The following is a 24,700-nucleotide window of genomic DNA, read 5'->3' as shown; positions in this document are numbered from 1 at the left end:
AGACCGACCATGCAAGAAGGTTCCAGTAGCAGCGCCGCGACCGGCGACGGTCGTGGCGACGCAAGCGGGATTTGGCGCGGACTGCGCGCCTTTCTGTTCGGCGACGAGAATCACGAGACGCTGCGCGAGCGGATCGAGGAAGTCATTACCGCGCACGAGGACGAGGCCGAAAAGCCGATCTCGGGCGATCTGTCGCCGGTCGAGCGGCAGATGGTGCGCAATCTGCTGCATTTCGGCGAGCGCGATGCGGGCGATTGCGGGGTGCCGCGCGCCGACATCGTCGCGGTCGAGGAAAAGATCGCCTTTGCCGACCTGGTCCAGTGTTTCGCGAGTGAGGGGCATAGCCGGCTGCTGGTGTATCGCGAGCATCTCGATCAGGTGATCGGGATGGTCCACATCAAGGACGTGTTCAACATCCTGGCGACCGGCGCCGCCCCGCCCGAGACGCTCACCGAATTGCTGCGCCAGCCCTTGTTCGTGCCGCAATCGATGGATGCGATCGACCTGTTGCTGCAGATGCAGTCGAGCCGCACCCATTTGGCGGTGGTGCTCGACGAATATTCGGGCACCGAGGGGCTGATCACGATCGAGGATCTGATCGAGGAGATCGTCGGCGAGATCGAGGACGAGCATGACGACGCACCGCACGCGCTGCTCGAACCGATCGATGGCGGCGCATGGGAAGCCGATGCCCGCGCCGAACTCGAGGAGGTCGCCAAGCTGATCGATCCGCGGCTGGGCGAGGTCGAGGAGGATATCGAGACGCTCGGCGGGCTCGCCTTCGTGCTGGCGGGGCATGTGCCCGCGGCGGGCGAGATGCTGGCGCATGAAAGCGGCTGGACGCTCGAGATTGTCGAGGCCGATTCGCGGCGGGTGAGCAAGCTGCGGCTGCATCCGCCCGCGCGCGCGGTGATCGACGACGACGCATAGGCCTTCGGCTTTTCGCCTTGGCGCTTCCCCGCCGCCGGCCTATCTGGACGCCATGCGCAAAAAACTGCTGATCGCCCTTGGGGTGCTCGTCGTCCTCGCCTTGGCCGTGTGGTTCCTGTTCCTGCGGCCCGACGTGGCGCAATTGCCCAACGACGCGGTGATGGGCACCGCGCCGCAGATCAGCGAACCGCGCGAGCAGACCTTCCCGACGATCGGCATCGCCAAGCCGGTGGGCTGGGAGGGCGGCAAGCCCGTCGCGGCGGCGGGGATGCAGGTCAACGCCTTTGCCGGCGATCTTGATCATCCGCGCTGGATGTACCGGCTCGACAATGGCGACGTGCTGGTGGCCGAGACCAATTCGCCGCCGCGCGAGGGCGGCGGGATCACCGCGAAGATCATGAGCTTCCTGATGGCGCGTGCGGGCGCCGGCGTGCCCTCGGCCAACCGGATCACCCTGCTGCGCGATGCGAACCGCGATGGCGTCGCCGAGCAACGATCGGTGCTGCTGACCGGGCTCAATTCGCCCTTCGGCATGGTCGTGCAGGGTGACTGGCTCTATGTCGCCAACACCGATGCGCTGGTGCGCTTCCCCTTCCGCATGGGGCAGACCAAGATCGATGCGCCGGCCGAGAAGATCGTCGACCTTCCCGGCGGCGGCAATCATTGGGCGCGCAACGTCATTGCCAGCCCCGATGGCGAGAAGTTGTTCGTCTCGGTGGGGTCGGCGAGCAACATCGCCGAGAACGGGCTGGCGGTGGAGAAGAACCGCGCGACGATCCTCGAGGTCGATCCCGCGGCGAAGCGGTTCCGCATCTATGCGGCCGGCCTGCGCAATCCGGTGGGGATGGCGATCAACCCGGTGACGCAGGCGCTGTGGACCGTCGTCAACGAGCGCGACATGCTGGGATCGGACCTGCCGCCCGATTATCTGACGCAGGTCGAGTTCGGCGGCTTCTATGGTTGGCCGTACAGCTATTGGGGCGGCTATACCGACACCCGCGTGTCGCCCGGCCGGCCTGATCTGCGCGAATATACGCGGCGGCCCGATTATGCGCTGGGCGCGCATACCGCGTCGCTGGGGCTGACCTTTGCCGATGAAGTGCAACTGGGGCAGCGCTTCTCGCGCGGCGCGTTCATCGGCCAGCACGGATCGTGGAATCGCGAGCCGCCCGCGGGGTACAAGGTCGTGTTCGTGCCGTTCGGTGCCAACGGCTATCCGGTGGCGGGCAGCAAGCCGATCGACGTGCTGACGGGCTTCCTCAACGCCGACGACCAGGCGCGCGGGCGGCCGGTGGGGGTGATCGGCGATCGCACCGGCGCGCTGCTGGTAGCCGACGATGTCGGCAACGTGATCTGGCGCGTCAGCCCGGCGGGTCAGTCGGCGAAGCGCTGAGCCGCGGTCATATAGCGATCCTCGGGGATGAAGGCTTCGTCGGCGGGCTGGAGCGCGTCGGCGGCGCTCGCCGATTGCAGCTCGGCACCGGCGTCGGGGGGCAGATAGCCCTCCATGTAGCCGGTGGTGGGCTCGCCGGCGGCGAAGCTGCCCAGCGCGACGCCTGCGGGAATGCCGATCGCGAACGCCGGCAGCGTGAGCAGCGCAAGCCAGCGTAACGATTGCAGCATCGGAATTCCCCTTTTTCGCTGCCGCTTGTATCGTCTGGAACGCCGATCGGTTCCCTTGGGAGGTATCGTGGCTATTTCAGCAACCCCGGGCCGTCCTTGGCGAGCTTCGAGCGCAGCTTGTCGGCGAACAGCGCAAGCATCGGCGGCAGGTCGATCGTCGCCCGGACGCGGCCTTCGAGCAGCTCGACGCGGCTCGCCACGCGCTGGCCCAGCGCCGAGACGGTGAAGGTCATCGTGCTGTCGTCCTCCCAGCGATGATCGACCACCGATCCGCCGGGAAACATCCCCGCCAGCTTGGTGATGCCGCCGTCCATCTTGGCGCGGACATCGGCCTGGGTGAGCGAATGGGGGATGTCGACGGTAACGGGTTCGGTCATGAATCTGGGCCTTTCAGCTGGCGAACAACATCGCGTCATCGGCGAACGCCTTGAACTCCAATGCGTTGCCGCTGGGGTCGCGAAAGAACATCGTCGCCTGCTCGCCGGGCTGCCCCTGGAAGCGGATGTGCGGCGCGATGCCGAAGGCGATGCCCGCCGCGGCGACGCGATCGGCGAGCGCCTGCCAATCGTCCATCGTCAGCACGATGCCGAAATGCGGGACGGGCACGGCATGGCCGTCGACGGCATTGGTGACTTCGGCGGCGCGGGCATCGGGCGAGAGATGCGCGACGATCTGGTGGCCGGCAAAGTCGAAGTCGATCCAGTGATCGCTCGAGCGCCCCTCGGCACAGCCGAGCACGTCACGATAGAAAGCGCGCGCGGCGGCGAGGTCGTGGACGGGGAAGGCGAGATGGAAAGGGCGAAGCGTGGTCATGCGCGCGACGATGCCACAGCCCGACGCCCTGCGGCAGCCCGAATCGGCCCGGCTCCACACGAAAGCGGCGTCGCCCCGGGGGAAGGCGACGCCGATAACAGTGACGAACCGAGCATTCCGTAGCGCCCCGGTTCGGGGATGGTCGATCCGTAGCAAGGGAAACTATGATCGTTGGGGAATGAACCAACCGACCCGCGCGGTGTTCCCCGCCCTCATGCAAAAAGTTAACCGATCGTTACTCCGCCGCCACCCCGGCATTCGCGAACATGTCGCTGGCTTCGTCCTCGTTGGCGACGATGCTGCCCTTCTTGGCCGACTGGCGCTTGTCGAAGCTGCCCCACACGTCGTTCCAATTGCCCTTGGTCGCGCCCTTCGAATATTCGGTCGAGCGCGTCTCGAAGAAATTGGCATGCTCGACGCCGTTGAGCAGCGGGGCGAGCCACGGCAGCGGATGTTCGTCGATCATGTAGATCGGCTTGAGCCCGAGCTGATTCATCCGCCAATCGGCGATGAAGCGGATATACTTCTTGATCTCCTTGGCGGTCATGCCGTTGACCGGGCCCATTTCGAAGGCGAGGTCGATGAACGCATCCTCGAGCCGGATCGTGGTCTGGCAGACATCGGCGATGTCGTCCTTGACCGCGCGCGTCAGGCAGCCGCGCTCCTGGGTGAAGGCGTGGAACAGCTTGATGATGCCTTCGCAATGCAGCGATTCATCGCGGATCGACCAGGTGACGATCTGGCCCATGCCCTTCATCTTGTTGAAGCGCGGGAAGTTCATCAGCATCGCGAACGACGCGAACAGCTGGACGCCCTCGGTGAAGCCGCCGAACATCGCCAGCGTGCGCGCGATATCCTCGTCGTTGGCCACGCCGAACTGCTGCATGAAGTCGTGCTTGTCCTTCATCTCGGCATAATCGAGGAAGGCGCCATATTCGCTCTCGGGCATGCCGATGGTGTCGAGCAGATGGCTGTAGGCCGCGATGTGGACCGTCTCCATGTTGCTGAACGCGGTCAGCATCATCTTGATCTCGGTCGGCTTGAACACGCTGCCATATTTCTCGTGGTAGCAATCCTGCACCTCGACATCGGCCTGGGTGAAGAAGCGGAAGATCTGCGTTAGCAGGTTGCGCTCGTGATCCGACAGCTTCTGCGCCCAATCGCGGCAATCCTCGCCCAGGGGCACTTCCTCGGGCAGCCAGTGAAGCTGCTGCTGGCGCTTCCAGAAATCGAACGCCCAAGGGTATTCGAAGGGCTTGTACTGCTTGCGGGCTTCGGTGAGCGACATGGGGGCGGTCCTTCAGGCGGTGATCGGTGAAAAAGGGTTCAAGCGGGTTGTTCGGTTCGCCACAGCGCGGTTGCCGACATCGTCAGGACGACGCCAAGCGCGAGCGCCATGATGCCGCACATTCGGAAAACATAGACGCGCGCCGGGCCCGAGGGACGGCGAAGCGCGAGCAGCAGCCATAGCCCGGTGATTGCCGCGATCGCGGCGACACCATACATGATCGCGATCGACAGGCTCATGCAGCGGAACCCCTGCACGCGCGTTTGGCGATCGTCACTACAGGAGAACGACCATGGCCGATCTGAGCAACATTCGCGAGCATATGGAAGTCATCGGCGCCGACGGCGTCCATGTCGGCACCGTCGACAAGGTCGAGGGCGACCGCATCAAGCTGACCAAGGCCGATTCGGGCGAAGGCGCGCATGAAGGGCATCACCATTATCTGTCGGGCGGCCTCGTTGCCGAGGTCGAGGGCGACACGGTCCGGCTGAGCGCGACCGCGGCGAACGCGCTGCAGTTCGAGGAAGAGGAAAGCGGCGACGCCGCCGACGACTGATTCCGAGCGCCGCGCCTGCCGCCACCTGGCGGGCGCGGCATCCGGCCTGCGGGCGAATCGGGTAGCTGCTACTGGCATCGACACCCCCTTCGCCCTGCATGAGAACCGTACCGGCGAGCGCCGTGGGCGGGGTGCCCAACGGCCTCGCGGCGAGTCACCATGGGTAAACGAGATGGCCGCCGATCGCCACTGGAAACTTTGCCCGGCAGACGATTTTGATGGGGGATGCCACTACTGGTTGTGGGTAGGTGCCGTCACCGGCACAACTGGTGGCCTGTCGACGTAGCGAGCCCACAAGTGCGACAGCGCGCGCTTCGGTTCGGAACCGCACCGAATTTCGCTATGTCAGGACAGCAGCGCCCATCCAGCTATAGCGCCCCCTGCGACGATCGCCGGGGTAACCCATCCGCCCTTGAGCCGCCATGCGAGCGCCAGCGCGATCGTGAACAACAGGATGCCCAGGGGCACCTGCGGCAGGCGCGCGACGGTGGCCGCCGACAGCTGCACGAAGGTGCCTGCGATGATCCCGACCACTGCAGCGGCGACCCCGGCGAGCACGCGGTGCAGCGCGGGCGCTTCGACCACCGCCTCGAGCCGTTCGAACCAGATCATCGAGAAGGCGAAGGCGGGGAGGAACATGCCCGCGGTGATCGCCAGCGCGCCACCCAGCCCGCCGCTGATATAGCCGACAAAGGTCGCGAAGATCACCAGCGGCGCGGGCAACACCCCGGCGATCGCCACCCCGTCGAGGAACGCGGCGTCGCTGATCCAGCCGCGACCGACGGTGTCGGCGCGGACATAGGGGATCGCGGTATAGGCGCCGCCGAAGGTCAGCAGCCCGCCCTTCAGCCCCGCCACGAACAGCGCGCCGATCGTCAGCGCCTGCGCACTCGCCACCGGCGGGGCGCTGGTATTGCCGCCGCCAAGAAGGAGCGCAGCGGTTACCGCGCCGACCAGCACCAGCGCGATCAGCGCGCGCCTCCCTGCTGCGGCATAGACCAGCCCAGCGGCGACCAGAGGAATCCAGAATGCGACACCGAGCAGCGTGGCGATCAGGCTGGCGGCGGCGATTGCGGCGAGCGAGCGGTCTTCGATCGCATGCTGCCCGATCCGCACCACCGCGCGCAGGATGATCGCCAGCACCGCGATCTGGACGCCTAGGAGCGCGCCGGTCCATGCCGCCACCCCTGCGACCTGCGAGACATAGAACCAGCCCGCGACCAGCATCAGCGCGAAGCCGGGCAGCATGAAACCCAGCCCCGCCAGCAGCCCGCCGATCCGGCCGCGCGCAAGCATGCCAAGGTGTACGCAAAGCTCGTGCGCTTCGGGCCCCGGCAGAATCTGCAGCACCGCGAGCAGGCGATTGAAGCGCGCGCGATCGATCCAGCGTTCGTCCTCGACCAGCGCCTCGCGGATCATCGCGATCTGCGCGACGGGGCCGCCGAACGCCAGTAACCCGAAGCGCAGGAATTTGAGGAACAGCGCGACGAGGCCGATCTGCGGTGGGCGGGCAAGGTTGGCGGCGGTCGTGGCATCCATGGTCAAGCGCTCCCGAGCCGCACAGCCGGCTGATGGAGCGGACTTGGACGATCGCCGTCTGGACGGGCGCCGCACTGCCCGGGAAGCGGAATATTTGCCAAAAGCCGCGACGCTGTCAACGCGGTCGGCGGGTTGCGCGGGGATCGGGCATGCGCCGGGGAATGCTCGCGATTATCGCCGAAATGTGCGAACACCTCGCAAGCGGAGCCTATCGGGCTCGCCTGCGTACTAGCTTGTCGAATGCGGAACGGGGAATGCAATGCAAAGTGATCGCGAAACGGGCGGCGTCACGCGCCGCGGCGTGCTGGCGGGGGGTGCCGCTGGCGCCGCAGTGATGGGAGCGGGACCGTTGGTGGCACAGGATACGCCGGCCAAGGCTGCACCGATCACCCCGGTGGCGACGATGCTGACGGTGAACGGCCGCAAGCAGCGGCTGACGCTCGATCCGCGCACCACGCTGCTCGACGCGCTGCGCGAGCATATGCAGCTGACCGGCACCAAGAAGGGCTGCGATCACGGCCAATGCGGCGCCTGCACCGTGCTGGTCGACGGGCAGCGGATCAACAGCTGCCTGACGCTCGCGGTGATGCACGACGGCGACGAAGTGACGACGATCGAGGGCCTCGGCACCCCCGACAAGCTCCACCCGATGCAGGCGGCGTTCGTCGCCCATGACGGTTTCCAGTGCGGCTATTGCACCCCCGGGCAGATCTGCTCGGCGGTGGGCATGCTCGAGGAGATCAAGGACGGTATTCCGAGCCATGTGACCGCCGACCTCGACGACGTGGCGTTCAGCGATACCGAGGTGCGCGAACGGATGAGCGGCAACATCTGCCGCTGCGCCGCCTATCCCAACATCGTCGCGGCGATCCGCGATGTGCAGGGGCAGCGGGCATGAGGGCGTTCAGCTACACCCGCGCGACCGCGCCCAAACAGGCAGCGGCGGGCGCGACCGGCGCCGGCGTGAAGTTCATCGCGGGCGGTACCAATCTGCTCGACCTGATGAAGCTCGACATCGAGCGGCCATCGACGCTGATCGACATCAACCGGCTGAAGCTCGACCGGATCGAGCGGACTGACGAGGGCGGCGTGCGGATCGGCGCGCTGGTGCGCAACACCGCGCTTGCCGCCGATGCGCGGATCCGCAGCGACTATGCGGTGCTGTCGCGCGCGCTGCTGTCGGGCGCATCGCCGCAGCTTCGCAACAAGGCGACGACCGCGGGCAATCTGCTCCAGCGTTCGCGCTGCCCCTATTTCTACGACACCAGCAAGCCGTGCAACAAGCGCGTGCCGGGATCGGGCTGTGCCGCGATCGGCGGGTTCAGCCGCAATCTGGCGGTGATGGGGGTGAGCGATGCGTGCATCGCGCAGCATCCCTCCGACATGGCGGTGGCGATGCGCGCGCTCGACGCGGTGGTCGAGACGCTGGGCCCCGACGGGACCGAGCGATCGATACCGATCGCCGATTTCCACACGCTGCCGGGCGACACCCCGCATATCGAAACGACGCTGAAAGCCGGCGAGCTGATCACCGCAGTGACCTTGCCCAAGCCGCTGGGTGGGCGGCATTTGTACCGCAAGGTGCGCGATCGTGCGTCCTATGCGTTCGCATTGGTATCGGTTGCCTTGGTCGAAACCGCCAATGGCCGCCGGATCGCGTTCGGCGGGATCGGCGCCAAGCCGTGGCGCGTCGAGGCTGCCGAGGCGCTCGACACTCCGCGCGCCATCGCTGCCGCCGCCTTTGCCGGCGCCAAGACCACGTCCCAGAATGCCTTCAAGCTGCCGCTGGCCGAGCGCACGCTCGCCGCAGCGCTTGCCGAGGCCAGCGCGCAGGAGCGTCAGGCATGAAGTTCGATACCCCCGCCGGGATCAACCCGATCGACCAGGAACGGGTGGTCGGCCAGCCGCATACCCGTGTCGAAGGACCGCTGAAAGTCACCGGGCGCGCGACCTATGCCTATGAATATCACGATGTCGGGCCGAACGTCGCCTATGGCGTGATGCGCGGGGCGGGCATCGCCAAGGGGCGGATCACGTCGATCGACGTGCGCGAGGCCGAGGCTGCGCCGGGCGTGCTGCTGGTGCTGACCTATCAGAACGTGCCGAAACAGGCGACCAGCGGGCGCGGCGCGGTGCCGCAATTGCAGGGGCCCGAGATCAAGCATTTCGACCAGTCGGTCGCATTCGTCGTCGCCGAAACCTTCGAACAGGCGCGCGCGGCAGCCAATCTGGTGCGGATCGACTATGCCCAGGCCAAGGGCGCGTTCGAGCTGGCCCAGGTGAAGGATCAGGGCAAGCCGGTTGCCGATGCGCCCGACGTTCGCAAGGGCGACTTCGCCGGCGCCTTTGCCAAGGCCGAGTTCAAGGTCGACGAAACCTATACCACCCCCGATGAATCGCATGCGATGATGGAACCGCAGGCGTCGATCGCGCTGTGGGAGGGGGACCGGCTGACGGTGCGGACGTCGCATCAGATCGTCCATTGGGCCACGCGCGGCATTGCCGCCACGCTGCAAATCCCCGAGGCCAATGTGCGGGTGCTCACCCCCTATGTCGGCGGCGGTTTCGGGTCGAAGCTGTTTTTGTACAGCGATCCGATCCTGGCGGCGCTGGCGGCGCGTGAATTGGGACGGCCAGTGAAGGTGGCGCTGACCCGGCCGCAGATTTTCAACCACACCAGCCATCGCCCCGCGACGATCCAGCGCGTGCGGCTGGCAGCGAACGGCGACGGCAAGCTCACCGCGGTGGGACACATGACCTGGTCGGGCAATCTGCCCGACGCGGGATCGGAGAACGCGTCCGAACAGACCAAGCTGATGTATGGCGGCGAGAACCGCTTGATCGAGACTCGGCTGTCGGTGCTCGACCTGCCCAGGGGTGCCGCGATGCGCGCGCCGGGCGAGGCGGTGGGGCTGCTCGCGCTTGAAAGCGCGATCGATGAACTGGCCGAGAAGATCGGGATGGACCCGGTGGCGTTCCGGATCGCCAACGACGTGCAATATGACCCCTCGGTCGGGCCGTCGCGGCCGTTTTCGACGCGGATGCTGGTCGAATGCCTGCGCACCGGGGCCGAGAAGTTCGGTTGGGACCGGCGCAATCCCAAGCCCGCGCAGGTCCGCGACGGCGACTGGCTGGTCGGGATCGGCGTCGCGTCGGCACTGCGAAACAATCTGATGATGCCATCGGGCGCGCGGGTGCGGATGGGGAGCGACGGCATCCTGATCGTCGAGACGCAGATGACCGATATCGGCACCGGCAGCTATACCGTGCTCGCCGCAGTCGGCGCCGAGATGCTTGGGCTGCCGATCGAGCGCGTCCAGGTGCGGCTGGGCGACAGCGACTTTCCGCGGTCAGCGGGGTCGGGCGGATCATGGGGCGCCAATTCGGCATCGGCGGGACTCTATTATGCCTGCGAGAATCTCCGCGCGGCGCTGGCGCAGAAGGCGGGCTTCAACACCGCCGAGGTGACCTTCGAAGGCGGCAACATCGTCGCCGGCGGGCGCAGCGTGCCGCTGGGCGAGGCCGCTGGCCCCGACGGCGTGGTGGCCGAGGGCGACGTGACCTTCGGCGATCTCGACAAGAAATATGCGCAGGCAGGCTTCGGCGCGCACTTCATCGAGGCGGGGGTGAACATCCACACCGGCGAGGTGCGCGTGCGGCGCGCGCTGTCGGTATGCGCGGCGGGGCGGATCATCAACCCGATCGCCGCACGCAGCCAGTGCCTGGGCGGGGTGACGATGGGAATCGGCGCCGCGCTGATGGAGGAATGCGTCGTCGACAAGCGCTTCGGCTATTTCGTCAACCACGATCTGGCCGAATATCATGTGCCGGTACACGCCGACATTCCCGATATCGACGTGATCTTCCTCGACGAGCTCGACGACAAATCGTCGCCGATCAAGGCCAAGGGCGTCGGCGAGCTCGGCATTTGCGGGGTCGGCGGCGCGGTGGCGAACGCGGTGTACAATGCCTGCGGCGTGCGGGTGCGCGAGTTCCCGATCACGCTCGACAAGATCCTGCCGGGACTGCCGCGCTACGACGCGTGACCGCGATGGGGGTGCGGGGGAACCTGCACCCCTGCCCAACCATTCGGCTATCGAGATTCATACAGGGAGACGCGCGATGACCAAGTTCATGATGATGACGGCGATGGGCGCGCTGGCGCTGGGCGGTTGTGCGATGACCGACACCGCGGGCGGCGCAGCCGGCGAAGGCGCGGTTGCGACCGCGCAGCTGATCACCGCCAACGGCCAGTCGGTCGGCACCGTGACCGCGACCGAGATGGTCGATGGGCTGCAATTGGTGGTCGAGGGCAATGCGATGCCGCCGGGGCCGCATGGCGCGCATATCCACACCGTCGGTCGCTGCGACGCACCGACCTTCGAGAGCGCGGGCGGGCATTGGAACCCTACCACCAAGCAGCATGGCATGCAGAACCCCGCCGGGCCGCATGTCGGCGATGCGCCCAACCTCGACGTCGGCAGCGATGGCAGCGGGTCGCTGACCTATACGCTGGGCGGCGCGACGATCTCGGGGCTGCTCGACGCCGATGGCGCGGCGATGATGATCCATGCCGGCCCCGACGACATGAAGACCGATCCGTCGGGCAATAGCGGCAGCCGGATCGCCTGCGGCGTGTTCCGCGCGGCATGACGCGTGCGGCGGCACCGGCGGCGATGCCGTCGGTGCTGTTCGTGTGCCTGGGCAATATTTGCCGATCGCCGCTGGCCGAGGCTGCGCTTCGGCAGGTGGCGCAGGCCAGGGGCCTTCCGGTGCGGGTCGATTCGGCGGGCACTGGCGACTGGCATGTCGGCGGCGCGCCCGATCCGCGCGCGCAGGCTGAAGCGCGGCGACGGGGTACCGATATTTCGAAATATTGCGCGCGGCAGGTTAGCGCGGCCGATTTTCACGAATTTGATCATGTGATCGCGCTCGACGCGCGAAACCTGTCGGACCTTGCCGCAATCCGCCCGGCCGATGCCAGCGCGCGGCTGTCGCTGCTGCTGGATCATGTGCCCGGGTTCGAAGGGCAGGGGGTGATCGACCCCTATTTCGGCGACGAACACGGCTTTGCTGCGACCTGGGACGAGGTCCACTCGGGTGCCGAGGGGATCGTCGCCTTGCTGATGGCAGCGCCCACCAAGGCTTAAAAATACCGGGCGGCGCGAACGCCGCCCGGTATTGTTTACCGCTTTAGCGGCATTCGACCTGGTTGTTGCCGTTGCGATCGAGCGCCTGGCCGCCTGCTGCGCCCGCTGCGCCGCCGAGCAATGCTCCGAGCAACGACGAGCCGCCGGGTGCAAGGATGCTGCCCAGCGTGCCGCCTGCCAGACCGCCGACGATCAGGCCGGTGGTGCCGTCGTTGCGGCGGCAATAATAGCGATTGTCGCGACCGCGATAGACGCGGTCATTGGCGCTCAGGCGGCGCGGCTGGATGCGCGGATTTTCGCGATAATAGCGATCGGCTTCGTAACCGCCGTATGACGGGTCGGGACGGTTATAGTCATAGCCACTGCTGGCACCAAGGCCACCACCGAAGCCGCCAAGCCCGCCGCCCATGCCGCCGGCGCAACCCGCGACCATTGTCGCCGCTGCGACCGTCGCCAATGTCAGTCCACGCATCATCCGCTCCTTCATCATACCGTTGAACCGCAACAATGCGGGAAGCGGGTGGAAGGTTGCGGTGGCGTATTAATTCATCCGAGCACTTCGATCGCGGCGGCGTGCGCAACGGCACATCGGCGGCGTAATGCGGTGGCGTGGATGATGGCCGGGGAAGGGATCGACCGGCAGTTGGAAGCAGCGGTAGAAAAGCGAAAAAATTCAGTCGGTATGCGGTTCAATTAAGGATTCCTGGGGGTAGGGAGCGCCGGGGGCGTTCGAGCCGCTGGCGGCTTCGCGCGCGGCGCGCATGACCGCGACTTTTTCCTGTCGCTCGGCCATTTGATTGAATGCCTGTGCTGATCGCATATGGCGATCGCGGACATTGTCGAGCATCGCACCATCGGCTTCGGCTTCTGCAAGCGCGGCCTGGGCACGGTAATAGCTGGGTTCGCTTGCCATTGGATATATTCCTTCAAGTAAGCGGGTAGGTTTGCAGCATGTGCAGCGGGCGGCTGCAGCCCGAAGGCCGCGCCACCCGCTGCGACAGTTCAGCTCGCTGCTTCGAGATTCACTGCGCTCGACTTGCCGCTCTTGCCGGCTTCGAGCTCATAGCTGACGCGCTGGTTTTCACGCAGGGTCGAAAAACCCGCACGCTCGACTGCGCTGATGTGGACGAATGCGTCCTGGCCACCGCCATCGGGGGTGATGAAGCCATAGCCCTTGTCGGCGTTGAAAAACTTTACGGTTCCGGTGATGCTCATAAGTGCATCCTTTCTTTCTTGTAGGGCGACCCGACTGCCGGGACGTCCGGCGCTTAAGGGGCAGGGAAAGAAGGAAACAGGAGCCGCAAAGCACCATTCACCGTCAATTTGCGACTGTAGCTTGCCCTATGTAGCGCAGCGTACCCGATTTGGCAATGGCGGGGCGGGGGCGGTGGGCGAGAAGAGGGAAAAGAAGCACCCTCACCCAACCCTCTCCCGCCTGCGGGAGAGGGCTTAAGGAAGAAGAAGGGCGCAATCCCCCCTCCCTGAAAGGGAGGGGTCGGGGGTGGGTAGGGGGCTCGTGGTACGGCTCCGCCGCCACGCTCGGCGGCCGTATCGCGAGCACTCGACCACCCCAGCCCCCTCCCTTTCAGGGAGGGGGGGTAATTACAGGCACGCCTCGAGCATCGCGTGGTCGAAGCCGAACATCTTGGCCTTCTCCAGCGTGTAGGGCCGCAGCCCCATCGAGCGATATTCGCCGATGATCTTCCCATCGGCGCTCTCGTCGAGATATTCGAACTTGAAGAGCTCCTGGGTGACGATCACCGGGCCTTCCATGCCGATCACCTCGGTGATGTTGGTCACGCGGCGCGAACCGTCGCGCAGGCGCTTCACCTGGATGATCAGGTCGACCGAATCGGCGATCTGGCGGCTGATCGCCTCCTTTGGCACCTTGATGTCGGACATCATCACCATGTTCTCCATGCGCGCGAGGCATTCGCGCGGCGAGTTCGAGTGAAGCGTCGCCATCGATCCGTCATGGCCGGTGTTCATCGCCGCGAGCAGGTCGAAACATTCCGAGCCACGGATTTCGCCCAGGATGATCCGGTCGGGCCGCATACGCAGCGCGTTCTTGACGAGGTCGCGGATCGTGATCTCACCCTGCCCCTCGAGGTTGGGCGGACGGGTCTCGAGCGGCAGCCAGTGCGGCTGCTGCAGCCGAAGCTCGGCGGCATCCTCGATCGTCAGCACGCGTTCGCCAGGGTCGATCATCTTCGACAGCGCGTTGAGCATCGTCGTCTTGCCCGAGCCGGTACCCCCCGAAATCACGACGTTGAAGCGGCAGGCCCCGGCGATCTTGAGCGCGGTCGCCATCTTCTGGCTCATCGACCCGCCATTGGCCATCATGTCGAGCGTGATCGGCTTGGCCGAGAATTTACGAATCGAGATCGCGGTGCCGCGCAAGCTGAGCGGGGGCACGATGACGTTGACGCGGCTGCCGTCCTTGAGGCGGGCGTCGGCGAGCGGGGTGGTCTGGTCGACGCGGCGGCCGACCGAGTTGCAGATTCGCTGCGCGATCTGGAACAGATGCTCCTCGTCGCGGAACTGGATGTTGGCGAGCTCGAGCTTGCCCTTGCGCTCGATGAAGGTCTGTTCGGGACCGTTGACCATGATGTCGGTGATCGCCGGATCGGCGAGCAATTCCTCGAGCGGTCCCAGGCCGAGCAATTCGTCGACCAGCACCTTTTCGAGCGCGAACTGCTCGCGGCGGTTGAGCGTCAGCTTCAGCTCGGCGAGGACCTCGCCGATGATCGGGCGGAATTCCTCGGCGAGCTCGTCCTTGCTGAGCGTCGCGGCGGCTTCGGGATCGACGCGTTCGAGCAGGCGCGGCAGCACCTGTTCCTTGATACGGTGGATCGATGATTCGAAGCCTTCGACGCGGCTGTTGCCCTGGTCGCCCGAGGTCGCCTGGCGATCGGCGAGGCGCTGCATCGCATCGCCGTTGAGCAGGTTCGACGACAGATCGTCGTCGAGCAGGCTGCCGGGAAGCGGGATCGAATCGAGCGGCGGGAATTGATCACCGCCGCCATCAGCTTCGCGCTGGGGGCCGCCCGGCCCCTGCATCGGGCGCGCAACGCCGAATGCCGGCCTGCCGCCGCCCGCGCCGCCGCTGATGCCGTTACGTCGGCCGAATGCACTCATGCCACTTCCCTTGCCCGTTCGGGTTTATCCGGTCGGGTTAACGCGCAAGGTTTGACAATTGCCTAACCATTCGAGGCGGGGGCAGATGCCCTCCCCACTCTGGAAGGGGCCGGGCGGGCGGTGTCCAGCCGGTACGGCCAGCGGAGCGGGCGGACGCGGTAGCGCGAGCACTCGACCGACCCCGACCCAGCACGCATTCAGCGAAGAGAGAAGGGTTACGCCGCCTTTTCGGCGAGGATCGTCAGGCCGCGGGTGGTGACTTCGGCGAGGCCGCCTTCAACGCGGATCGTCTCGGCGGCGCCATTGGCGGTCTTCTGGACCAGCAGGTCGCCGTCGCGGATCGTCGACATGAAGGGCGCGTGGCCTTCGAGCACGCCGAAATCGCCCTCGGTGCCGGGGACGGTGACCATATGGACTTCCTCGTTACGGACGAGGCGATCGGGGGTGACGAGTTCGAAGTGCAGGGGCATTTCTGGATCTCCCCCCTCCCGCTTGCGGGAGGGGTCGGGGGAGGGGGTGTATCTGGGGGCGGACGGAAACAGGCCCTCCCCTAGCCCCTCCCGCAAGCGGGAGGGGGATTTAGCTTACGCTTCCTCAGCCATCTTGGCGGCCTTGGCGATCGCGTCGTCGATCCCGCCGACCATGTAGAAGGCGCTCTCGGGCAAATGGTCATATTCGCCGTTCACGACCGCCTTGAAGCTGCGGACGGTATCTTCGATCTGCACGAACTTGCCGGGGATGCCGGTGAAGACCTCGGCGACGTGGAACGGCTGGCTGAGGAAGCGCTGGATTTTCCGAGCGCGGCTAACGGTGAGCTTATCTTCTTCCGACAGCTCGTCCATGCCGAGGATCGCGATGATGTCCTGCAGCGACTTGTACTTCTGCAGCGTCACCTGGACCGCGCGGGCGGTGTCGTAATGCTCCTGCCCCACGATGCGCGGCTCGAGCACGCGGCTGACCGAATCGAGCGGATCGACCGCGGGGTAGATGCCCAGCTCCGAAATCGCGCGGTTGAGGTTGGTCGTGGCATCGAGATGCGCGAACGACGTGGCAGGCGCGGGATCGGTGAGATCGTCGGCGGGCACGTAGATCGCCTGGACCGAGGTGATCGACCCCTTGTTGGTCGAGGTGATCCGCTCCTGCAGCGCGCCCATGTCGGTCGACAGCGTCGGCTGATAGCCCACCGCCGAAGGAATGCGGCCGAGCAGTGCCGACACTTCCGAGCCCGCCTGGGTGAAGCGGAAGATGTTGTCGACGAAGAACAGCACGTCCTGGCCTTCGACGTCGCGGAAATATTCGGCCATCGTCAGGCCCGACAGCGCGACGCGGGCGCGCGCGCCGGGAGGCTCGTTCATCTGGCCGTATACCAGCGCGACCTTCGAACCCTCGGACTGCGGGTTGCCGTCGGCATCCTTGGCGATGACGCCCGCGTCGAGGAATTCATGGTACAGATCGTTCCCCTCGCGGGTGCGCTCGCCGACGCCGGCGAACACCGACACGCCGCCATGGCCTTTGGCGATGTTGTTGATCAGTTCCTGGATCAGCACGGTCTTGCCGACGCCGGCGCCGCCGAACAGCCCGATCTTGCCGCCGCGCGCATAGGGCGCGAGCAAATCGATGACCTTGATGCCGGTGACCAGGATCGCGGCTTCGGTCGACTGGTCGACGAAGTCGGGAGCCTTGGCGTGGATCGGCGCGGTCATTTCGTGACCGACCGGGCCGCGCTCGTCGATCGGCTCGCCGATGACGTTCATGATGCGGCCGAGCGTCTTGGGGCCGACGGGGACGCGGATCTGTGCGCCGGTATCGACGACGCGCTGGCCGCGGGTCAGACCCTCGGTCGCGTCCATCGCGATCGTGCGGACGGTGTTCTCGCCCAGATGCTGCGCGACTTCGAGCACCAGCCGGTTGCCGTTATTATCGGTTTCGAGCGCCGACAGGATCGAAGGCAGCTGATCCTCGAACGTCACGTCGACGACCGCGCCGATCACCTGGCTGATGCGGCCGACATTGTTGGTCATGCCCTCGGTCGTGGGGCGAATCATTTCAGGCGCGGTTGCCATCTGCTTGTCCTTGGGCTGGCTGAATGTCCGGCGTGATAGTCGCCGGGCGAGTAAAAGTCACGGTGATGGTACGGGTGTCGCCGTCGCCCTTGGCGACCGCGATCGAGCTCGGCTGCCCCGCGACGGTGGCGTCGGAGGCGGTTTCGCTAGCGATCGCCGCGAGGGCTTCGTCGTCCTGCAGGTCATATTGCGACAGGAACGCCTTGATCATGTCGGTGAAGCGCTGCTTGGCGGTATCGGCATTCGCGGGATCGGTGATGCGAAGCGTGAAGGCGACGCGCTCGATCGCCTGTGCAGTCGTGCCCGCTGCCTCGAACGTGCCGGTGTTGGGCTTGTCCGCGTCCGATTGCGACAGCGTGATCGGCGCGCCTTCGGACAGGAAGGTCGGGCCGTCGGCGGCATAAGCGGGCGCGCGAAAGCCGAACTGGTTGGCGCGGCCGATCGTCTCGGTCGGCACGTTGAACACCCGGTCCCAGCCGCGCATCGTCGCGGCGGTGGCGGCAATCTGCGCTTCGTTCTCGAGCACGGTCGGTTCGGGCGGCTGGCTGTTGCAGCCCGCCAGCACCGCTGCGCACAACAGGACGATCCCCGACCGCATCAAAGCGCCTCGGCGCCCGAGATGATCTCGACCAGCTCGGTCGTGATCGCCGCCTGGCGCGCGCGGTTATATTCGATCGACAGCCGCTTGATGAGATCGCCCGCGTTGCGCGTGGCATTGTCCATCGCGGTCATCTTGCTGCCCTGCTCCGACGCGGCATTCTCGCGGATCGCGCGATAGAGCTGGATCGCGATCGCGCGCGGCAGCAGATCGGCGAGGATCGATTCCTCGTCGGGTTCATATTCCATCACCGCGCCGCCGTCATTGTCGGCGGCAGCCTTGGCAGCGGGGATCGCGACGGGGAGCAGCTGGAGCTCGGTCGGCTCCTGCGTCAGCACGGTCTTGAAGGTGGCGTAGAACAGATGCGCGACGTCGAACTCGCCCGCCTGGAAGCGCGCGATCAGATCATCGGCATAACCGCGCGCATCATCGAACTTGAGCTTGCCCAGGTCGCCCGGCTCGATGCCATGCACCATCTGCTCGCGGAACATGCGGTTGAGCACCGCGCGACCCTTGCGGCCGATGGTGTAGAACTTCACCGTCTTGCCCTGCGCGATCAGCTCCTGCGCGCGGCGACGCGCCATGCGCGCGATGTTGCTGTTGAACGCGCCGGCGAGCCCCTTGTCGCTGGTTGCGACGACGAACAGATGGACATCGTCCTTACCGGTGCCCGACAGCAGCAGCGGCGCATTGTCGCTGCCCGCAACCTTGGCGGCGAGGCGCGCGACGACGGCTTCGAGCCGCTCGGCATAGGGGCGACCGGCTTCGGCCGCTTCCTGCGCACGGCGCAGCTTCGCGGCGGCGACCATCTTCATCGCCTTGGTGATCTTCTGGGTCGACTTGACCGACCCGATCCGCAGTTTCAGCGCCTTGAGAGAGGCCATCTTCGTGTCCTTCTCCCTCTCCCCTTCAGGGGAGAGGGCCGGGGAGAGGGGCAGTACGAGAGGGGGTCCATACCTGCCCCTCTCCCAACCCTCTCCCCTGAAGGGGAGAGGGCTCTTTAGTTCAAGCGAACGTCTTGGCGAACGCGGCGAGCGCGTCCTTCAGGCGGTCGCGGACATCGTCCTTCAGATCCTTGCTGTCGCGGATCGCGGCGAGCACGTCGCTGTGGCTCGAACGCATCTCGGTCAGCATCGCCTGTTCGTAGCGAACGACGTCGGTCGCGGGGATCGCATCGAGATACCCTTGCGTGCCCGCAAAGATCGACACGACCTGCTCCTCGAACGGCATCGGCTGGAACTGCGGCTGCTTGAGCAGCTCGGTCAGCCGTGCGCCGCGGTTGAGCAACTTTTGCGTCGAGGCATCGAGGTCCGAACCGAACTGCGCGAACGCCGCCATTTCGCGATACTGCGCGAGCTCGAGCTTGATGCTGCCTGCGACCTTCTTCATCGCCTTGGTCTGTGCGGCCGAGCCGACGCGGCTGACCGACAGGCCGACGTTGATCGCAGGCCGGATGCCCGCGAAGAACAGGTCGGTTTCGAGGAAGATCTGGCCGTCGGTGATCGAGATCACGTTGGTCGGGATGTACGCCGAAACGTCGCCCGCCTGCGTCTCGATGATCGGCAGTGCGGTCAGCGAACCGCCGCCATTGGCGTCGTTCATCTTGGCCGCGCGCTCGAGCAGGCGGCTGTGGAGATAGAACACGTCGCCCGGATAGGCTTCGCGGCCTGGCGGACGACGAAGCAGCAGCGACATCTGACGATAGGCGACCGCCTGCTTCGACAGATCGTCGAACACGATCAGTGCGTGCATGCCGTTGTCACGGAAATACTCGCCCATCGCGGTGCCGGTATAGGGCGCGAGGAACTGCAGCGGCGCGGGGTCCGACGCGGTCGCGGCGACCACGATCGAATATTCCATCGCGCCGTTCTCTTCGAGCGTGCGAACGAGTTGTGCCACGGTCGAGCGCTTCTGGCCGACCGCGACATAGACGCAGTACAGCTTCTTCTTTTCGTCGTCGCCGGCGTTTGCCGCCTTCTGGTTGATGAAGGTGTCGATCGCGACCGCTGACTTGCCGGTCTGGCGATCGCCGATGATCAGCTCGCGCTGGCCGCGGCCGACGGGGACGAGCGCGTCGATCGCCTTGAGCCCCGACTGCATCGGCTCATGCACCGAGGTGCGCGGGATGATGCCGGGTGCCTTGACCTCGACGCGGCTGCGCTGGTCCGAAACGATCGGCCCCTTGCCGTCGATCGGATTGCCCAGGCCATCGACGACGCGGCCAAGCAGGCCCTTGCCGATCGGCACGTCGACGATCGTGCCGGTGCGCTTGACGACGTCACCTTCCTTGATCTCCGAGTCCGACCCGAAGATCACGACGCCGACATTATCGGCCTCGAGGTTGAGCGCCATGCCCTGCACGCCATTGGCGAATTCGACCATCTCGCCCGCCTGGACGTTGTCGAGCCCATGGATGCGCGCGATGCCGTCGCCGACGCTGAGCACCTGGCCGGTTTCGCTGACCTCTGCTTCGGTGCCGAAGCTGGCGATCTGGTCCTTGATGACCTTCGAGATTTCTGCGGCGCGGATATCCATTGTCTTAGCCTTCAGCCTTTCATCGCGTGCGCGAGGGTGTTCAGACGGGTCTTGATCGAGCTGTCGATACGCTGGCTGCCGATGCGGACCACCAGGCCCCCGAGCAGCGAGCGGTCGACCGAGAGGTCAACCGCGACGTCACGGCCAACGCGGGCACGAAGCTGTTGCTTCAGCGCGTCGACCTGGTCGTCGGTAAGCGGGTGGGCCGAGACGACCTGTGCGGTCGTTTCGCCGCGATGCTGTGCAGCCAGCTCGCGAAAGGTGGCGATGATCGCGGGCAGCGCGCCGAGCCGGCGGTTCTGCGCGAGCACGCCGAGAAACTTGGTGGTGGTCGGATCGAGCCCGAGCACCGGCGCGACCGCGGCGATGGCGTTGCCCGCCTCGATCCGGCCGAGCAGCGGGCTGGTGGTCAGCCGCTTGAAGTCGGCCGATTCGGTCAGCGCCTTGGCGATGGTGGCGAGGCTCGCCTCGACCTGCTGGATCGCGCTGGCATCGCGCGCCAGCGAAAACAGCGCGGTCGCATAGCGTCCGCTCAGGCTGGCCTGGATGCTGGCTGAAGTACCGCTGGAAGTCTCCACGCGATCGGGTTCCTCTTGGGAGCTAGAATTGGCCCCATACGCAAAAGGGGCCGCAAGCTGTGCGGCCCTGATGGGTTGGCGGGCTGCTAGCATCGGGTGGCGGGTTTCGCAAGCGGTGCGGCAGCGTGGCCCTGGCGGGGCGTGGACGGGGGGCCTGCGGCGAAGGCGTTGCCGTCGATCGTTACGCCCCCGTTGTCTATCGCCGATCTTTGCGCGACAAGTCGTTCAGCAATCGGGGGAATGCATGATGGATCGGATGACGGTGGCGGGGGTGTTGGGCGCGAAATGCTTCGCGATCGGACTGGCGGCGAGCATGGTTTCGGGCGCCGCGGCGGAAAGCGTCGGCTTTGTCGCCGAGACCCCAGCGGGCAATCGTGCGGTGGCGATGCTCGATTCGCTCGCGATCGGCCGGCTCGGCGGCGGGGACGGAATGCGGCTGGCGATGGCGATCGAGCGCGCGCTGGCGCAGCCGGGCCCCGACGGGCAGCCGCATTTCGACCTGATGGCGGGGCGGCGCGGCGGCGGGGCCGATGCCGATGGCGTGCTCGACGGCGCGGTCATTTCCGAGGTGCAGGAAAACCGGGTGAAGCTCGAGCGCAACCGCTGCATCGAGGGGAGCGACAAGGACTGCAAGAAGCGCGGCAATGTCGAGCTCGATTGCCGGCGACGGGTGTTGAGCGTGCGCGCCGACCTTCGCGTGGTGGGCAATGCCGATGGCCGGATCCTCTATGCCGAGCAGCATCCCAGGCGTGAGGAAGTCAGCTGGTGTCCCGGCGACACCAGTCCGGTCGGGGTCGAGGACCGGGTGTCGGCAATGATCGACACGATCGCCGCCGAGGTGCGCGACGACCTCACGCCGCGCGCCGAGCGGGTGAACATCCGCTTTCGCGAGGGGCGCAAGGGCATGGACAAGGCGGCCGGCGAACGCTTCAAGCAGGCGATCCGGCTGACCCAGCGCGACTTGCGCGCAGCGTGCGGCGAATTCGATGCGATCGAAGCGGCGATGCCCGGCCATCCATCGGTGGTGTTCAACCGCGCGCTATGCGCCGAGGCAGCCGATTCGCTCGAGCAAGCGCGTACGATCTATGCCGCAGCCAGCGCGATCGAGCCGCGCGCGAGCGACATTCGCGAGGCGCTGTCGCGGGTGGAGGCGACGATGACCGCGCGCGCCGATGCCGCCGAGCGCCGGGCGGCGCGCGGCGGCTGATCGCTTTGGCGGCAAGCCGCGGGATGCATCGGCGCGCGCATAGGCCTATCGAGGCGCCCATGAGCAACACCCGGTTCCACATCACCGACGATCATGCCTGGGCGGCGTTCGATTCGCGCGACCGGGCGTTTGACGGGCGGGTGATCGTCGCGGTCACGACGACGCGGATCTATTGCAAGCCGAGCTGCCCCGCACGGCGGCCGCTGCGCGCGCATGTGCAATTCTATCGCGATCCCGCCGATGCGCGCGACGCGGGGTTCCGCGCGTGCCTTCGCTGCAAGCCCGACGAAGTGGGGCGCGACCGGCTGGCGGTGGCGCGCGCCGTCGCGCTGCTCGGCGGCGAGGACGCGCCCGCGGGGCTCGACGAGCTCGCGGCGGCGGTCGGCTATGCGCCGCATCACTTCCACCGGCTGTTCAAGCGCGCCACCGGGGTGACGCCTGCCGCCTATGCGCGCGGGCTCAAGGCGACGCGCGCGGTGGCGGCATTGCAGCAGGAGGAACGCGTGACCGATGCGATCTACGAAGCGGGCTATTCGGCGCCGAGCCGATTCTACGAAACCGCGGGCGACCGGCTGGGGATGACGCCGAGCGCCTGGAAGCGCGGCGGCGAAGGCGTGACGATCCGCTGGACGCTCGCCGAGACGAGCCTGGGGCCGATGCTGGTCGCCGCGACCGACAAGGGGCTGTGCCGGGTATCGTTCGACGAGGATGCCGAATCGCTACGCGTGCGCTTCCCGCACGCGCAGATCGTCGAGGGCGATGGCGCGCTGGCGCGGCTGGCGGCCGATGTGGTCGCCGAGGTCGAAACGCCGGGGCTCGATCGCGACCTGCCGATCGACGTGCAGGGGACCGCGTTCCAGGAGGCGGTGTGGCAGGCGCTGCGCGCGATCCCGCCGGGCGAGACGCGAAGCTATGCCCAGCTCGCCGCCGCCGCGGGCAATCCCGGCGCGGTGCGCGCGGCGGGAACCGCGTGCGGCGCGAACCAGGTCGCGATCGTCATTCCCTGCCACCGCGCGCAACGCAGCGACGGGACGCTGGGCGGCTATGCCTATGGCCTAGATCGCAAGCTGGCGCTCCGCCGACGCGAGGGGGTGCGCGAAGCGAAGCGGGGGGATTGAAGCGGGGGCTGTTGTCATTATCCCGACCCGTGCTGCGCATGTCGCGGCGCCGGTTATTGGGTGCACGCCGGATGCGAAGCAAGGGCGGTGCTTCGACAAGCCTAGCACGGGCGGACACGGGCCGCTGCTTGCTGGACCGCAAACTCATAACAAGCAGCCTGTCTGCAACGCCCAGTTCCCTACGTTTCGCTCGCCTCGCGCCGTGTCCGAAAGCAGACGCTCGGTCATACTCCGATAGAACAGGATGCATTGTCTGATGCCGGCTCTTCGGCGGGTTTGCCGCAGCCTCGGAAATGCAGAATGAATAGAGTTGAATTTCAGCCCTTTGGTATAAGTGTATCAACACCCTTGGCCGCCACCGCCCAACGATAAACGGCGTCGGCGATGTAGAAACGGAACTGGGTAGCATCGAAGTACACGCGTTTCGCTCCACCGATGCATACTCGTCCCTTGTTAACGAGCGCCGCCTCTAGCGCGTCGATCCGACTGATACCGCCTTCCGCCCTGACCAGTTCGACTGCGATTTCAGGGTTCAGGCGAACGAGGCAAACCGCCATTTCGAAGAAGCTGCGGTCGATAGGGTCGCGCATTCTCGCCAGCGGCACTTCCCGCGCATCGAACCGGGCGTGCACCGTTGTGTCCGTGGTTTGCTCTTTCGTCAGACGTAGGTCAGGCGCAAAGCTGTTAAGCGCTTCGATAAACAATGCTCCGCGATCATAGTAGAACGTGTTGTAATTTCTTGAGATGCTGGCGCCGGTTTCCGATTGCAGAACCATCGAGGGATTTTGCGAACAGGCTACATAGGCTTGAACCAGCCGCCTCTGCGCATATCGATGCGTAGCACTGTTGATTTGTCCGTCCAGCACTCGGCGCACAAGGCTAAGGCCCTTGGGCGAACGCTTCATAGCGCAACGGGCAAACCGACGAGAAAATGCGAAAACGGACCGGCTTACGGTGGGGCCGGCCCCAGTTTTGCCGCTGCCCAAGGTCTTGCGGGTGACTGCTGAATCAGGATCATCGAGATCATCGAGATCGCGTTGGCCGGTCACAACGACATCTTCCCGCTGGGGTGCCTGCTTTTCGGCTTGAAGCGCGCGTTGCCCCTCTTGAGCCATCAATTGAGGGCTTGCGACGAGGTTTGCGACCATCAACAATGCGGGGAGAGGTGGCATGAGCCTCATGCTTTGTTTCCGAAATGGCCATTGAACCTGTGGTCCTTCGGTCGACGGAAGTACATCGGGCGGCTCTCAAATGGTTCGAGGGGGGCATTTACGTTGCCTTGCAGCGGGGATGAAGCCCGCAGGAAGCGGTTCTATACCTTCGAGGTAAATACAGCGGTATTTTCTAATCTGCTTTTGCCGATGCGGCACTAACGGTTATTCACATTGGTACTTTCTTTGGGCAGATTCAGCTACCGCTCGCGATAGCGCAAGGTCCGCTTTCCACCACTTCCCGCAATCTTCCCAACCAACCCCGCTGTCCTACAAGCCCCCGCTTTGTTACGCATGCCGCATGACCACGCGTCCCTCATCCTCCCCCGCATCGCGTTGTGTCGCGGAAAGAG

The 24,700-nt window shown here is 66.0% G+C and carries 27 protein-coding genes; 10 read left to right on the top strand and 17 right to left on the bottom strand.

Annotated features, from left to right (window positions below):
* Nucleotides 1–9 precede the first annotated feature (9 nt).
* Nucleotides 10–930 (top strand): hemolysin family protein, encoded by a 921-nt coding sequence (locus OKW76_RS09155; RefSeq protein WP_265548607.1) that lies wholly within the window; start codon nucleotides 10–12, stop codon nucleotides 928–930.
* Nucleotides 931–982: 52 nt separating this feature from the next.
* On the top strand, nucleotides 983–2,323 hold the full coding sequence (locus tag OKW76_RS09150) for a PQQ-dependent sugar dehydrogenase (RefSeq protein ID WP_265548606.1): 1,341 nt from the start codon (nucleotides 983–985) through the stop codon (nucleotides 2,321–2,323).
* Here the strand turns inward: OKW76_RS09150 and OKW76_RS09145 are convergent.
* The 5 genes from OKW76_RS09145 to OKW76_RS09125 form a co-directional block, all read right to left on the bottom strand.
* Nucleotides 2,305–2,553, bottom strand: a complete 249-nt coding sequence (locus OKW76_RS09145) for a hypothetical protein (protein WP_265548605.1) — start codon at nucleotides 2,551–2,553, stop codon at nucleotides 2,305–2,307. The two genes, OKW76_RS09150 and OKW76_RS09145, sit on opposite strands and share 19 nt — an antisense overlap.
* A gap of 71 nt (nucleotides 2,554–2,624) precedes the next feature.
* On the bottom strand, nucleotides 2,625–2,930 hold the full coding sequence (locus OKW76_RS09140) for a polyhydroxyalkanoic acid system family protein (RefSeq protein WP_265548604.1): 306 nt from the start codon (nucleotides 2,928–2,930) through the stop codon (nucleotides 2,625–2,627).
* Nucleotides 2,931–2,943: 13 nt separating this feature from the next.
* Nucleotides 2,944–3,366: a VOC family protein gene (locus OKW76_RS09135; protein ID WP_265548603.1), complete on the bottom strand. Its 423-nt coding sequence runs from the start codon at nucleotides 3,364–3,366 to the stop codon at nucleotides 2,944–2,946.
* A gap of 235 nt (nucleotides 3,367–3,601) precedes the next feature.
* Nucleotides 3,602–4,654 carry a ribonucleotide-diphosphate reductase subunit beta gene (locus OKW76_RS09130; RefSeq protein ID WP_265548602.1) on the bottom strand — a complete coding sequence of 351 codons (1,053 nt, stop codon included), beginning with the start codon at nucleotides 4,652–4,654 and terminating at the stop codon, nucleotides 3,602–3,604.
* Between the two features lie 38 nt (nucleotides 4,655–4,692).
* Entirely contained in the window at nucleotides 4,693–4,893 is a 201-nt protein-coding gene (locus OKW76_RS09125; RefSeq protein ID WP_265548601.1) for a hypothetical protein, read from the bottom strand.
* A 53-nt stretch (nucleotides 4,894–4,946) separates the two neighbouring features.
* Here OKW76_RS09125 and OKW76_RS09120 point away from each other — a divergent pair, with 53 nt between their 5' ends.
* The gene (locus OKW76_RS09120; protein WP_265548600.1) at nucleotides 4,947–5,210 is read left to right on the top strand and encodes a DUF2171 domain-containing protein; all 264 of its coding nucleotides are present in this window, start codon (nucleotides 4,947–4,949) and stop codon (nucleotides 5,208–5,210) included.
* A 345-nt stretch (nucleotides 5,211–5,555) separates the two neighbouring features.
* Here OKW76_RS09120 and chrA read toward each other — a convergent pair whose 3' ends face one another.
* The gene (gene chrA / locus OKW76_RS09115; protein WP_265548599.1) at nucleotides 5,556–6,749 is read right to left on the bottom strand and encodes a chromate efflux transporter; all 1,194 of its coding nucleotides are present in this window, start codon (nucleotides 6,747–6,749) and stop codon (nucleotides 5,556–5,558) included.
* Nucleotides 6,750–7,008: 259 nt separating this feature from the next.
* Between chrA and paoA the strand changes: the two genes are divergently transcribed.
* From paoA to OKW76_RS09090, 5 genes are all read left to right on the top strand, one after another.
* Nucleotides 7,009–7,647, top strand: a complete 639-nt coding sequence (gene paoA / locus OKW76_RS09110) for an aldehyde dehydrogenase iron-sulfur subunit PaoA (protein ID WP_256505381.1) — start codon at nucleotides 7,009–7,011, stop codon at nucleotides 7,645–7,647.
* Nucleotides 7,644–8,597 carry an FAD binding domain-containing protein gene (locus OKW76_RS09105; protein WP_265548598.1) on the top strand — a complete coding sequence of 318 codons (954 nt, stop codon included), beginning with the start codon at nucleotides 7,644–7,646 and terminating at the stop codon, nucleotides 8,595–8,597. The genes paoA and OKW76_RS09105 overlap by 4 nt, the downstream gene beginning before the upstream one ends.
* Complete coding sequence (locus OKW76_RS09100; RefSeq protein WP_265548597.1) at nucleotides 8,594–10,795, top strand: xanthine dehydrogenase family protein molybdopterin-binding subunit; 2,202 nt, start codon at nucleotides 8,594–8,596, stop codon at nucleotides 10,793–10,795. The genes OKW76_RS09105 and OKW76_RS09100 overlap by 4 nt, the downstream gene beginning before the upstream one ends.
* Before the next feature lie 76 nt (nucleotides 10,796–10,871).
* Complete coding sequence (locus OKW76_RS09095; protein ID WP_265548596.1) at nucleotides 10,872–11,402, top strand: superoxide dismutase family protein; 531 nt, start codon at nucleotides 10,872–10,874, stop codon at nucleotides 11,400–11,402.
* The gene (locus OKW76_RS09090) at nucleotides 11,399–11,899 is read left to right on the top strand and encodes a low molecular weight protein-tyrosine-phosphatase (protein ID WP_416221802.1); all 501 of its coding nucleotides are present in this window, start codon (nucleotides 11,399–11,401) and stop codon (nucleotides 11,897–11,899) included. Before OKW76_RS09095 ends, OKW76_RS09090 begins: the two co-directional genes overlap by 4 nt.
* A 43-nt stretch (nucleotides 11,900–11,942) precedes the next feature.
* On the opposite strand, the gene OKW76_RS09085 is transcribed toward OKW76_RS09090, so the two are convergent.
* The 10 genes from OKW76_RS09085 to OKW76_RS09040 form a co-directional block, all read right to left on the bottom strand.
* Nucleotides 11,943–12,371 carry a hypothetical protein gene (locus tag OKW76_RS09085; protein WP_265552872.1) on the bottom strand — a complete coding sequence of 143 codons (429 nt, stop codon included), beginning with the start codon at nucleotides 12,369–12,371 and terminating at the stop codon, nucleotides 11,943–11,945.
* A gap of 201 nt (nucleotides 12,372–12,572) precedes the next feature.
* On the bottom strand, nucleotides 12,573–12,812 hold the full coding sequence (locus OKW76_RS09080) for a hypothetical protein (protein WP_256505376.1): 240 nt from the start codon (nucleotides 12,810–12,812) through the stop codon (nucleotides 12,573–12,575).
* A gap of 89 nt (nucleotides 12,813–12,901) precedes the next feature.
* Nucleotides 12,902–13,114, bottom strand: coding sequence for a cold-shock protein (locus tag OKW76_RS09075; protein ID WP_033922120.1), 213 nt, complete (start codon nucleotides 13,112–13,114; stop codon nucleotides 12,902–12,904).
* Between the two features lie 387 nt (nucleotides 13,115–13,501).
* A complete protein-coding gene (locus tag OKW76_RS09070) occupies nucleotides 13,502–15,037 on the bottom strand; it encodes a CpaF family protein (RefSeq protein WP_265548595.1) in 1,536 nt (511 codons plus the stop codon).
* 215 nt (nucleotides 15,038–15,252) lie between these two features.
* Complete coding sequence (locus tag OKW76_RS09065; RefSeq protein ID WP_256505372.1) at nucleotides 15,253–15,507, bottom strand: ATP synthase F1 subunit epsilon; 255 nt, start codon at nucleotides 15,505–15,507, stop codon at nucleotides 15,253–15,255.
* A 114-nt stretch (nucleotides 15,508–15,621) separates the two neighbouring features.
* Nucleotides 15,622–17,058, bottom strand: a complete 1,437-nt coding sequence (gene atpD / locus OKW76_RS09060) for a F0F1 ATP synthase subunit beta (protein WP_322740125.1) — start codon at nucleotides 17,056–17,058, stop codon at nucleotides 15,622–15,624.
* Nucleotides 17,059–17,083: 25 nt separating this feature from the next.
* On the bottom strand, nucleotides 17,084–17,698 hold the full coding sequence (locus OKW76_RS09055) for a hypothetical protein (protein WP_265548593.1): 615 nt from the start codon (nucleotides 17,696–17,698) through the stop codon (nucleotides 17,084–17,086).
* The gene (locus OKW76_RS09050) at nucleotides 17,698–18,582 is read right to left on the bottom strand and encodes a F0F1 ATP synthase subunit gamma (RefSeq protein WP_265548592.1); all 885 of its coding nucleotides are present in this window, start codon (nucleotides 18,580–18,582) and stop codon (nucleotides 17,698–17,700) included. The genes OKW76_RS09055 and OKW76_RS09050 overlap by 1 nt, the downstream gene beginning before the upstream one ends.
* A gap of 121 nt (nucleotides 18,583–18,703) precedes the next feature.
* On the bottom strand, nucleotides 18,704–20,233 hold the full coding sequence (gene atpA / locus OKW76_RS09045; RefSeq protein ID WP_265548591.1) for a F0F1 ATP synthase subunit alpha: 1,530 nt from the start codon (nucleotides 20,231–20,233) through the stop codon (nucleotides 18,704–18,706).
* An 11-nt stretch (nucleotides 20,234–20,244) separates the two neighbouring features.
* Nucleotides 20,245–20,811: a F0F1 ATP synthase subunit delta gene (locus tag OKW76_RS09040; protein WP_265548590.1), complete on the bottom strand. Its 567-nt coding sequence runs from the start codon at nucleotides 20,809–20,811 to the stop codon at nucleotides 20,245–20,247.
* A gap of 244 nt (nucleotides 20,812–21,055) precedes the next feature.
* On the opposite strand from OKW76_RS09040, the gene OKW76_RS09035 reads away from it, so the two are divergent.
* Both OKW76_RS09035 and ada read left to right on the top strand, forming a co-directional pair.
* Nucleotides 21,056–22,018 (top strand): hypothetical protein, encoded by a 963-nt coding sequence (locus tag OKW76_RS09035; protein WP_265548589.1) that lies wholly within the window; start codon nucleotides 21,056–21,058, stop codon nucleotides 22,016–22,018.
* A 59-nt stretch (nucleotides 22,019–22,077) separates the two neighbouring features.
* Nucleotides 22,078–23,136, top strand: coding sequence for a bifunctional DNA-binding transcriptional regulator/O6-methylguanine-DNA methyltransferase Ada (gene ada / locus OKW76_RS09030; RefSeq protein ID WP_265548588.1), 1,059 nt, complete (start codon nucleotides 22,078–22,080; stop codon nucleotides 23,134–23,136).
* A gap of 317 nt (nucleotides 23,137–23,453) precedes the next feature.
* On the opposite strand, the gene OKW76_RS09025 is transcribed toward ada, so the two are convergent.
* Nucleotides 23,454–24,317: a hypothetical protein gene (locus tag OKW76_RS09025; RefSeq protein ID WP_265548587.1), complete on the bottom strand. Its 864-nt coding sequence runs from the start codon at nucleotides 24,315–24,317 to the stop codon at nucleotides 23,454–23,456.
* Between the last annotated feature and the right edge of the window lie 383 nt (nucleotides 24,318–24,700).

The organism is Sphingomonas sp. S1-29, assembly GCF_026167545.1.
In the GTDB taxonomy this organism is placed as follows: Bacteria; Pseudomonadota; Alphaproteobacteria; order Sphingomonadales; family Sphingomonadaceae; genus Sphingomonas.
The sequence above is the reverse complement of the archived record's forward strand: the minus strand, read 5'-3'. Positions and strand labels throughout refer to the sequence as shown.

Excerpts from the sequence above, each read along its gene's own strand:
- OKW76_RS09155 (WP_265548607.1), top strand. The coding sequence starts at position 10 with ATGCAAGAAGGTTCCAGTAGCAGCGCCGCGACCGGCGACGGTCGTGGC.
- OKW76_RS09150 (WP_265548606.1), top strand. The coding sequence starts at position 983 with ATGCGCAAAAAACTGCTGATCGCCCTTGGGGTGCTCGTCGTCCTCGCC.
- OKW76_RS09145 (WP_265548605.1), bottom strand. The coding sequence starts at position 2,553 with ATGCTGCAATCGTTACGCTGGCTTGCGCTGCTCACGCTGCCGGCGTTC.
- OKW76_RS09140 (WP_265548604.1), bottom strand. The coding sequence starts at position 2,930 with ATGACCGAACCCGTTACCGTCGACATCCCCCATTCGCTCACCCAGGCC.
- OKW76_RS09135 (WP_265548603.1), bottom strand. The coding sequence starts at position 3,366 with ATGACCACGCTTCGCCCTTTCCATCTCGCCTTCCCCGTCCACGACCTC.
- OKW76_RS09130 (WP_265548602.1), bottom strand. The coding sequence starts at position 4,654 with ATGTCGCTCACCGAAGCCCGCAAGCAGTACAAGCCCTTCGAATACCCT.
- OKW76_RS09125 (WP_265548601.1), bottom strand. The coding sequence starts at position 4,893 with ATGAGCCTGTCGATCGCGATCATGTATGGTGTCGCCGCGATCGCGGCA.
- OKW76_RS09120 (WP_265548600.1), top strand. The coding sequence starts at position 4,947 with ATGGCCGATCTGAGCAACATTCGCGAGCATATGGAAGTCATCGGCGCC.
- chrA (WP_265548599.1), bottom strand. The coding sequence starts at position 6,749 with ATGGATGCCACGACCGCCGCCAACCTTGCCCGCCCACCGCAGATCGGC.
- paoA (WP_256505381.1), top strand. The coding sequence starts at position 7,009 with ATGCAAAGTGATCGCGAAACGGGCGGCGTCACGCGCCGCGGCGTGCTG.
- OKW76_RS09105 (WP_265548598.1), top strand. The coding sequence starts at position 7,644 with ATGAGGGCGTTCAGCTACACCCGCGCGACCGCGCCCAAACAGGCAGCG.
- OKW76_RS09100 (WP_265548597.1), top strand. The coding sequence starts at position 8,594 with ATGAAGTTCGATACCCCCGCCGGGATCAACCCGATCGACCAGGAACGG.
- OKW76_RS09095 (WP_265548596.1), top strand. The coding sequence starts at position 10,872 with ATGACCAAGTTCATGATGATGACGGCGATGGGCGCGCTGGCGCTGGGC.
- OKW76_RS09090 (WP_416221802.1), top strand. The coding sequence starts at position 11,399 with ATGACGCGTGCGGCGGCACCGGCGGCGATGCCGTCGGTGCTGTTCGTG.
- OKW76_RS09085 (WP_265552872.1), bottom strand. The coding sequence starts at position 12,371 with ATGCGTGGACTGACATTGGCGACGGTCGCAGCGGCGACAATGGTCGCG.
- OKW76_RS09080 (WP_256505376.1), bottom strand. The coding sequence starts at position 12,812 with ATGGCAAGCGAACCCAGCTATTACCGTGCCCAGGCCGCGCTTGCAGAA.
- OKW76_RS09075 (WP_033922120.1), bottom strand. The coding sequence starts at position 13,114 with ATGAGCATCACCGGAACCGTAAAGTTTTTCAACGCCGACAAGGGCTAT.
- OKW76_RS09070 (WP_265548595.1), bottom strand. The coding sequence starts at position 15,037 with ATGAGTGCATTCGGCCGACGTAACGGCATCAGCGGCGGCGCGGGCGGC.
- OKW76_RS09065 (WP_256505372.1), bottom strand. The coding sequence starts at position 15,507 with ATGCCCCTGCACTTCGAACTCGTCACCCCCGATCGCCTCGTCCGTAAC.
- atpD (WP_322740125.1), bottom strand. The coding sequence starts at position 17,058 with ATGACCAACAATGTCGGCCGCATCAGCCAGGTGATCGGCGCGGTCGTC.
- OKW76_RS09055 (WP_265548593.1), bottom strand. The coding sequence starts at position 17,698 with ATGCGGTCGGGGATCGTCCTGTTGTGCGCAGCGGTGCTGGCGGGCTGC.
- OKW76_RS09050 (WP_265548592.1), bottom strand. The coding sequence starts at position 18,582 with ATGGCCTCTCTCAAGGCGCTGAAACTGCGGATCGGGTCGGTCAAGTCG.
- atpA (WP_265548591.1), bottom strand. The coding sequence starts at position 20,233 with ATGGATATCCGCGCCGCAGAAATCTCGAAGGTCATCAAGGACCAGATC.
- OKW76_RS09035 (WP_265548589.1), top strand. The coding sequence starts at position 21,056 with ATGATGGATCGGATGACGGTGGCGGGGGTGTTGGGCGCGAAATGCTTC.
- ada (WP_265548588.1), top strand. The coding sequence starts at position 22,078 with ATGAGCAACACCCGGTTCCACATCACCGACGATCATGCCTGGGCGGCG.
- OKW76_RS09025 (WP_265548587.1), bottom strand. The coding sequence starts at position 24,317 with ATGAGGCTCATGCCACCTCTCCCCGCATTGTTGATGGTCGCAAACCTC.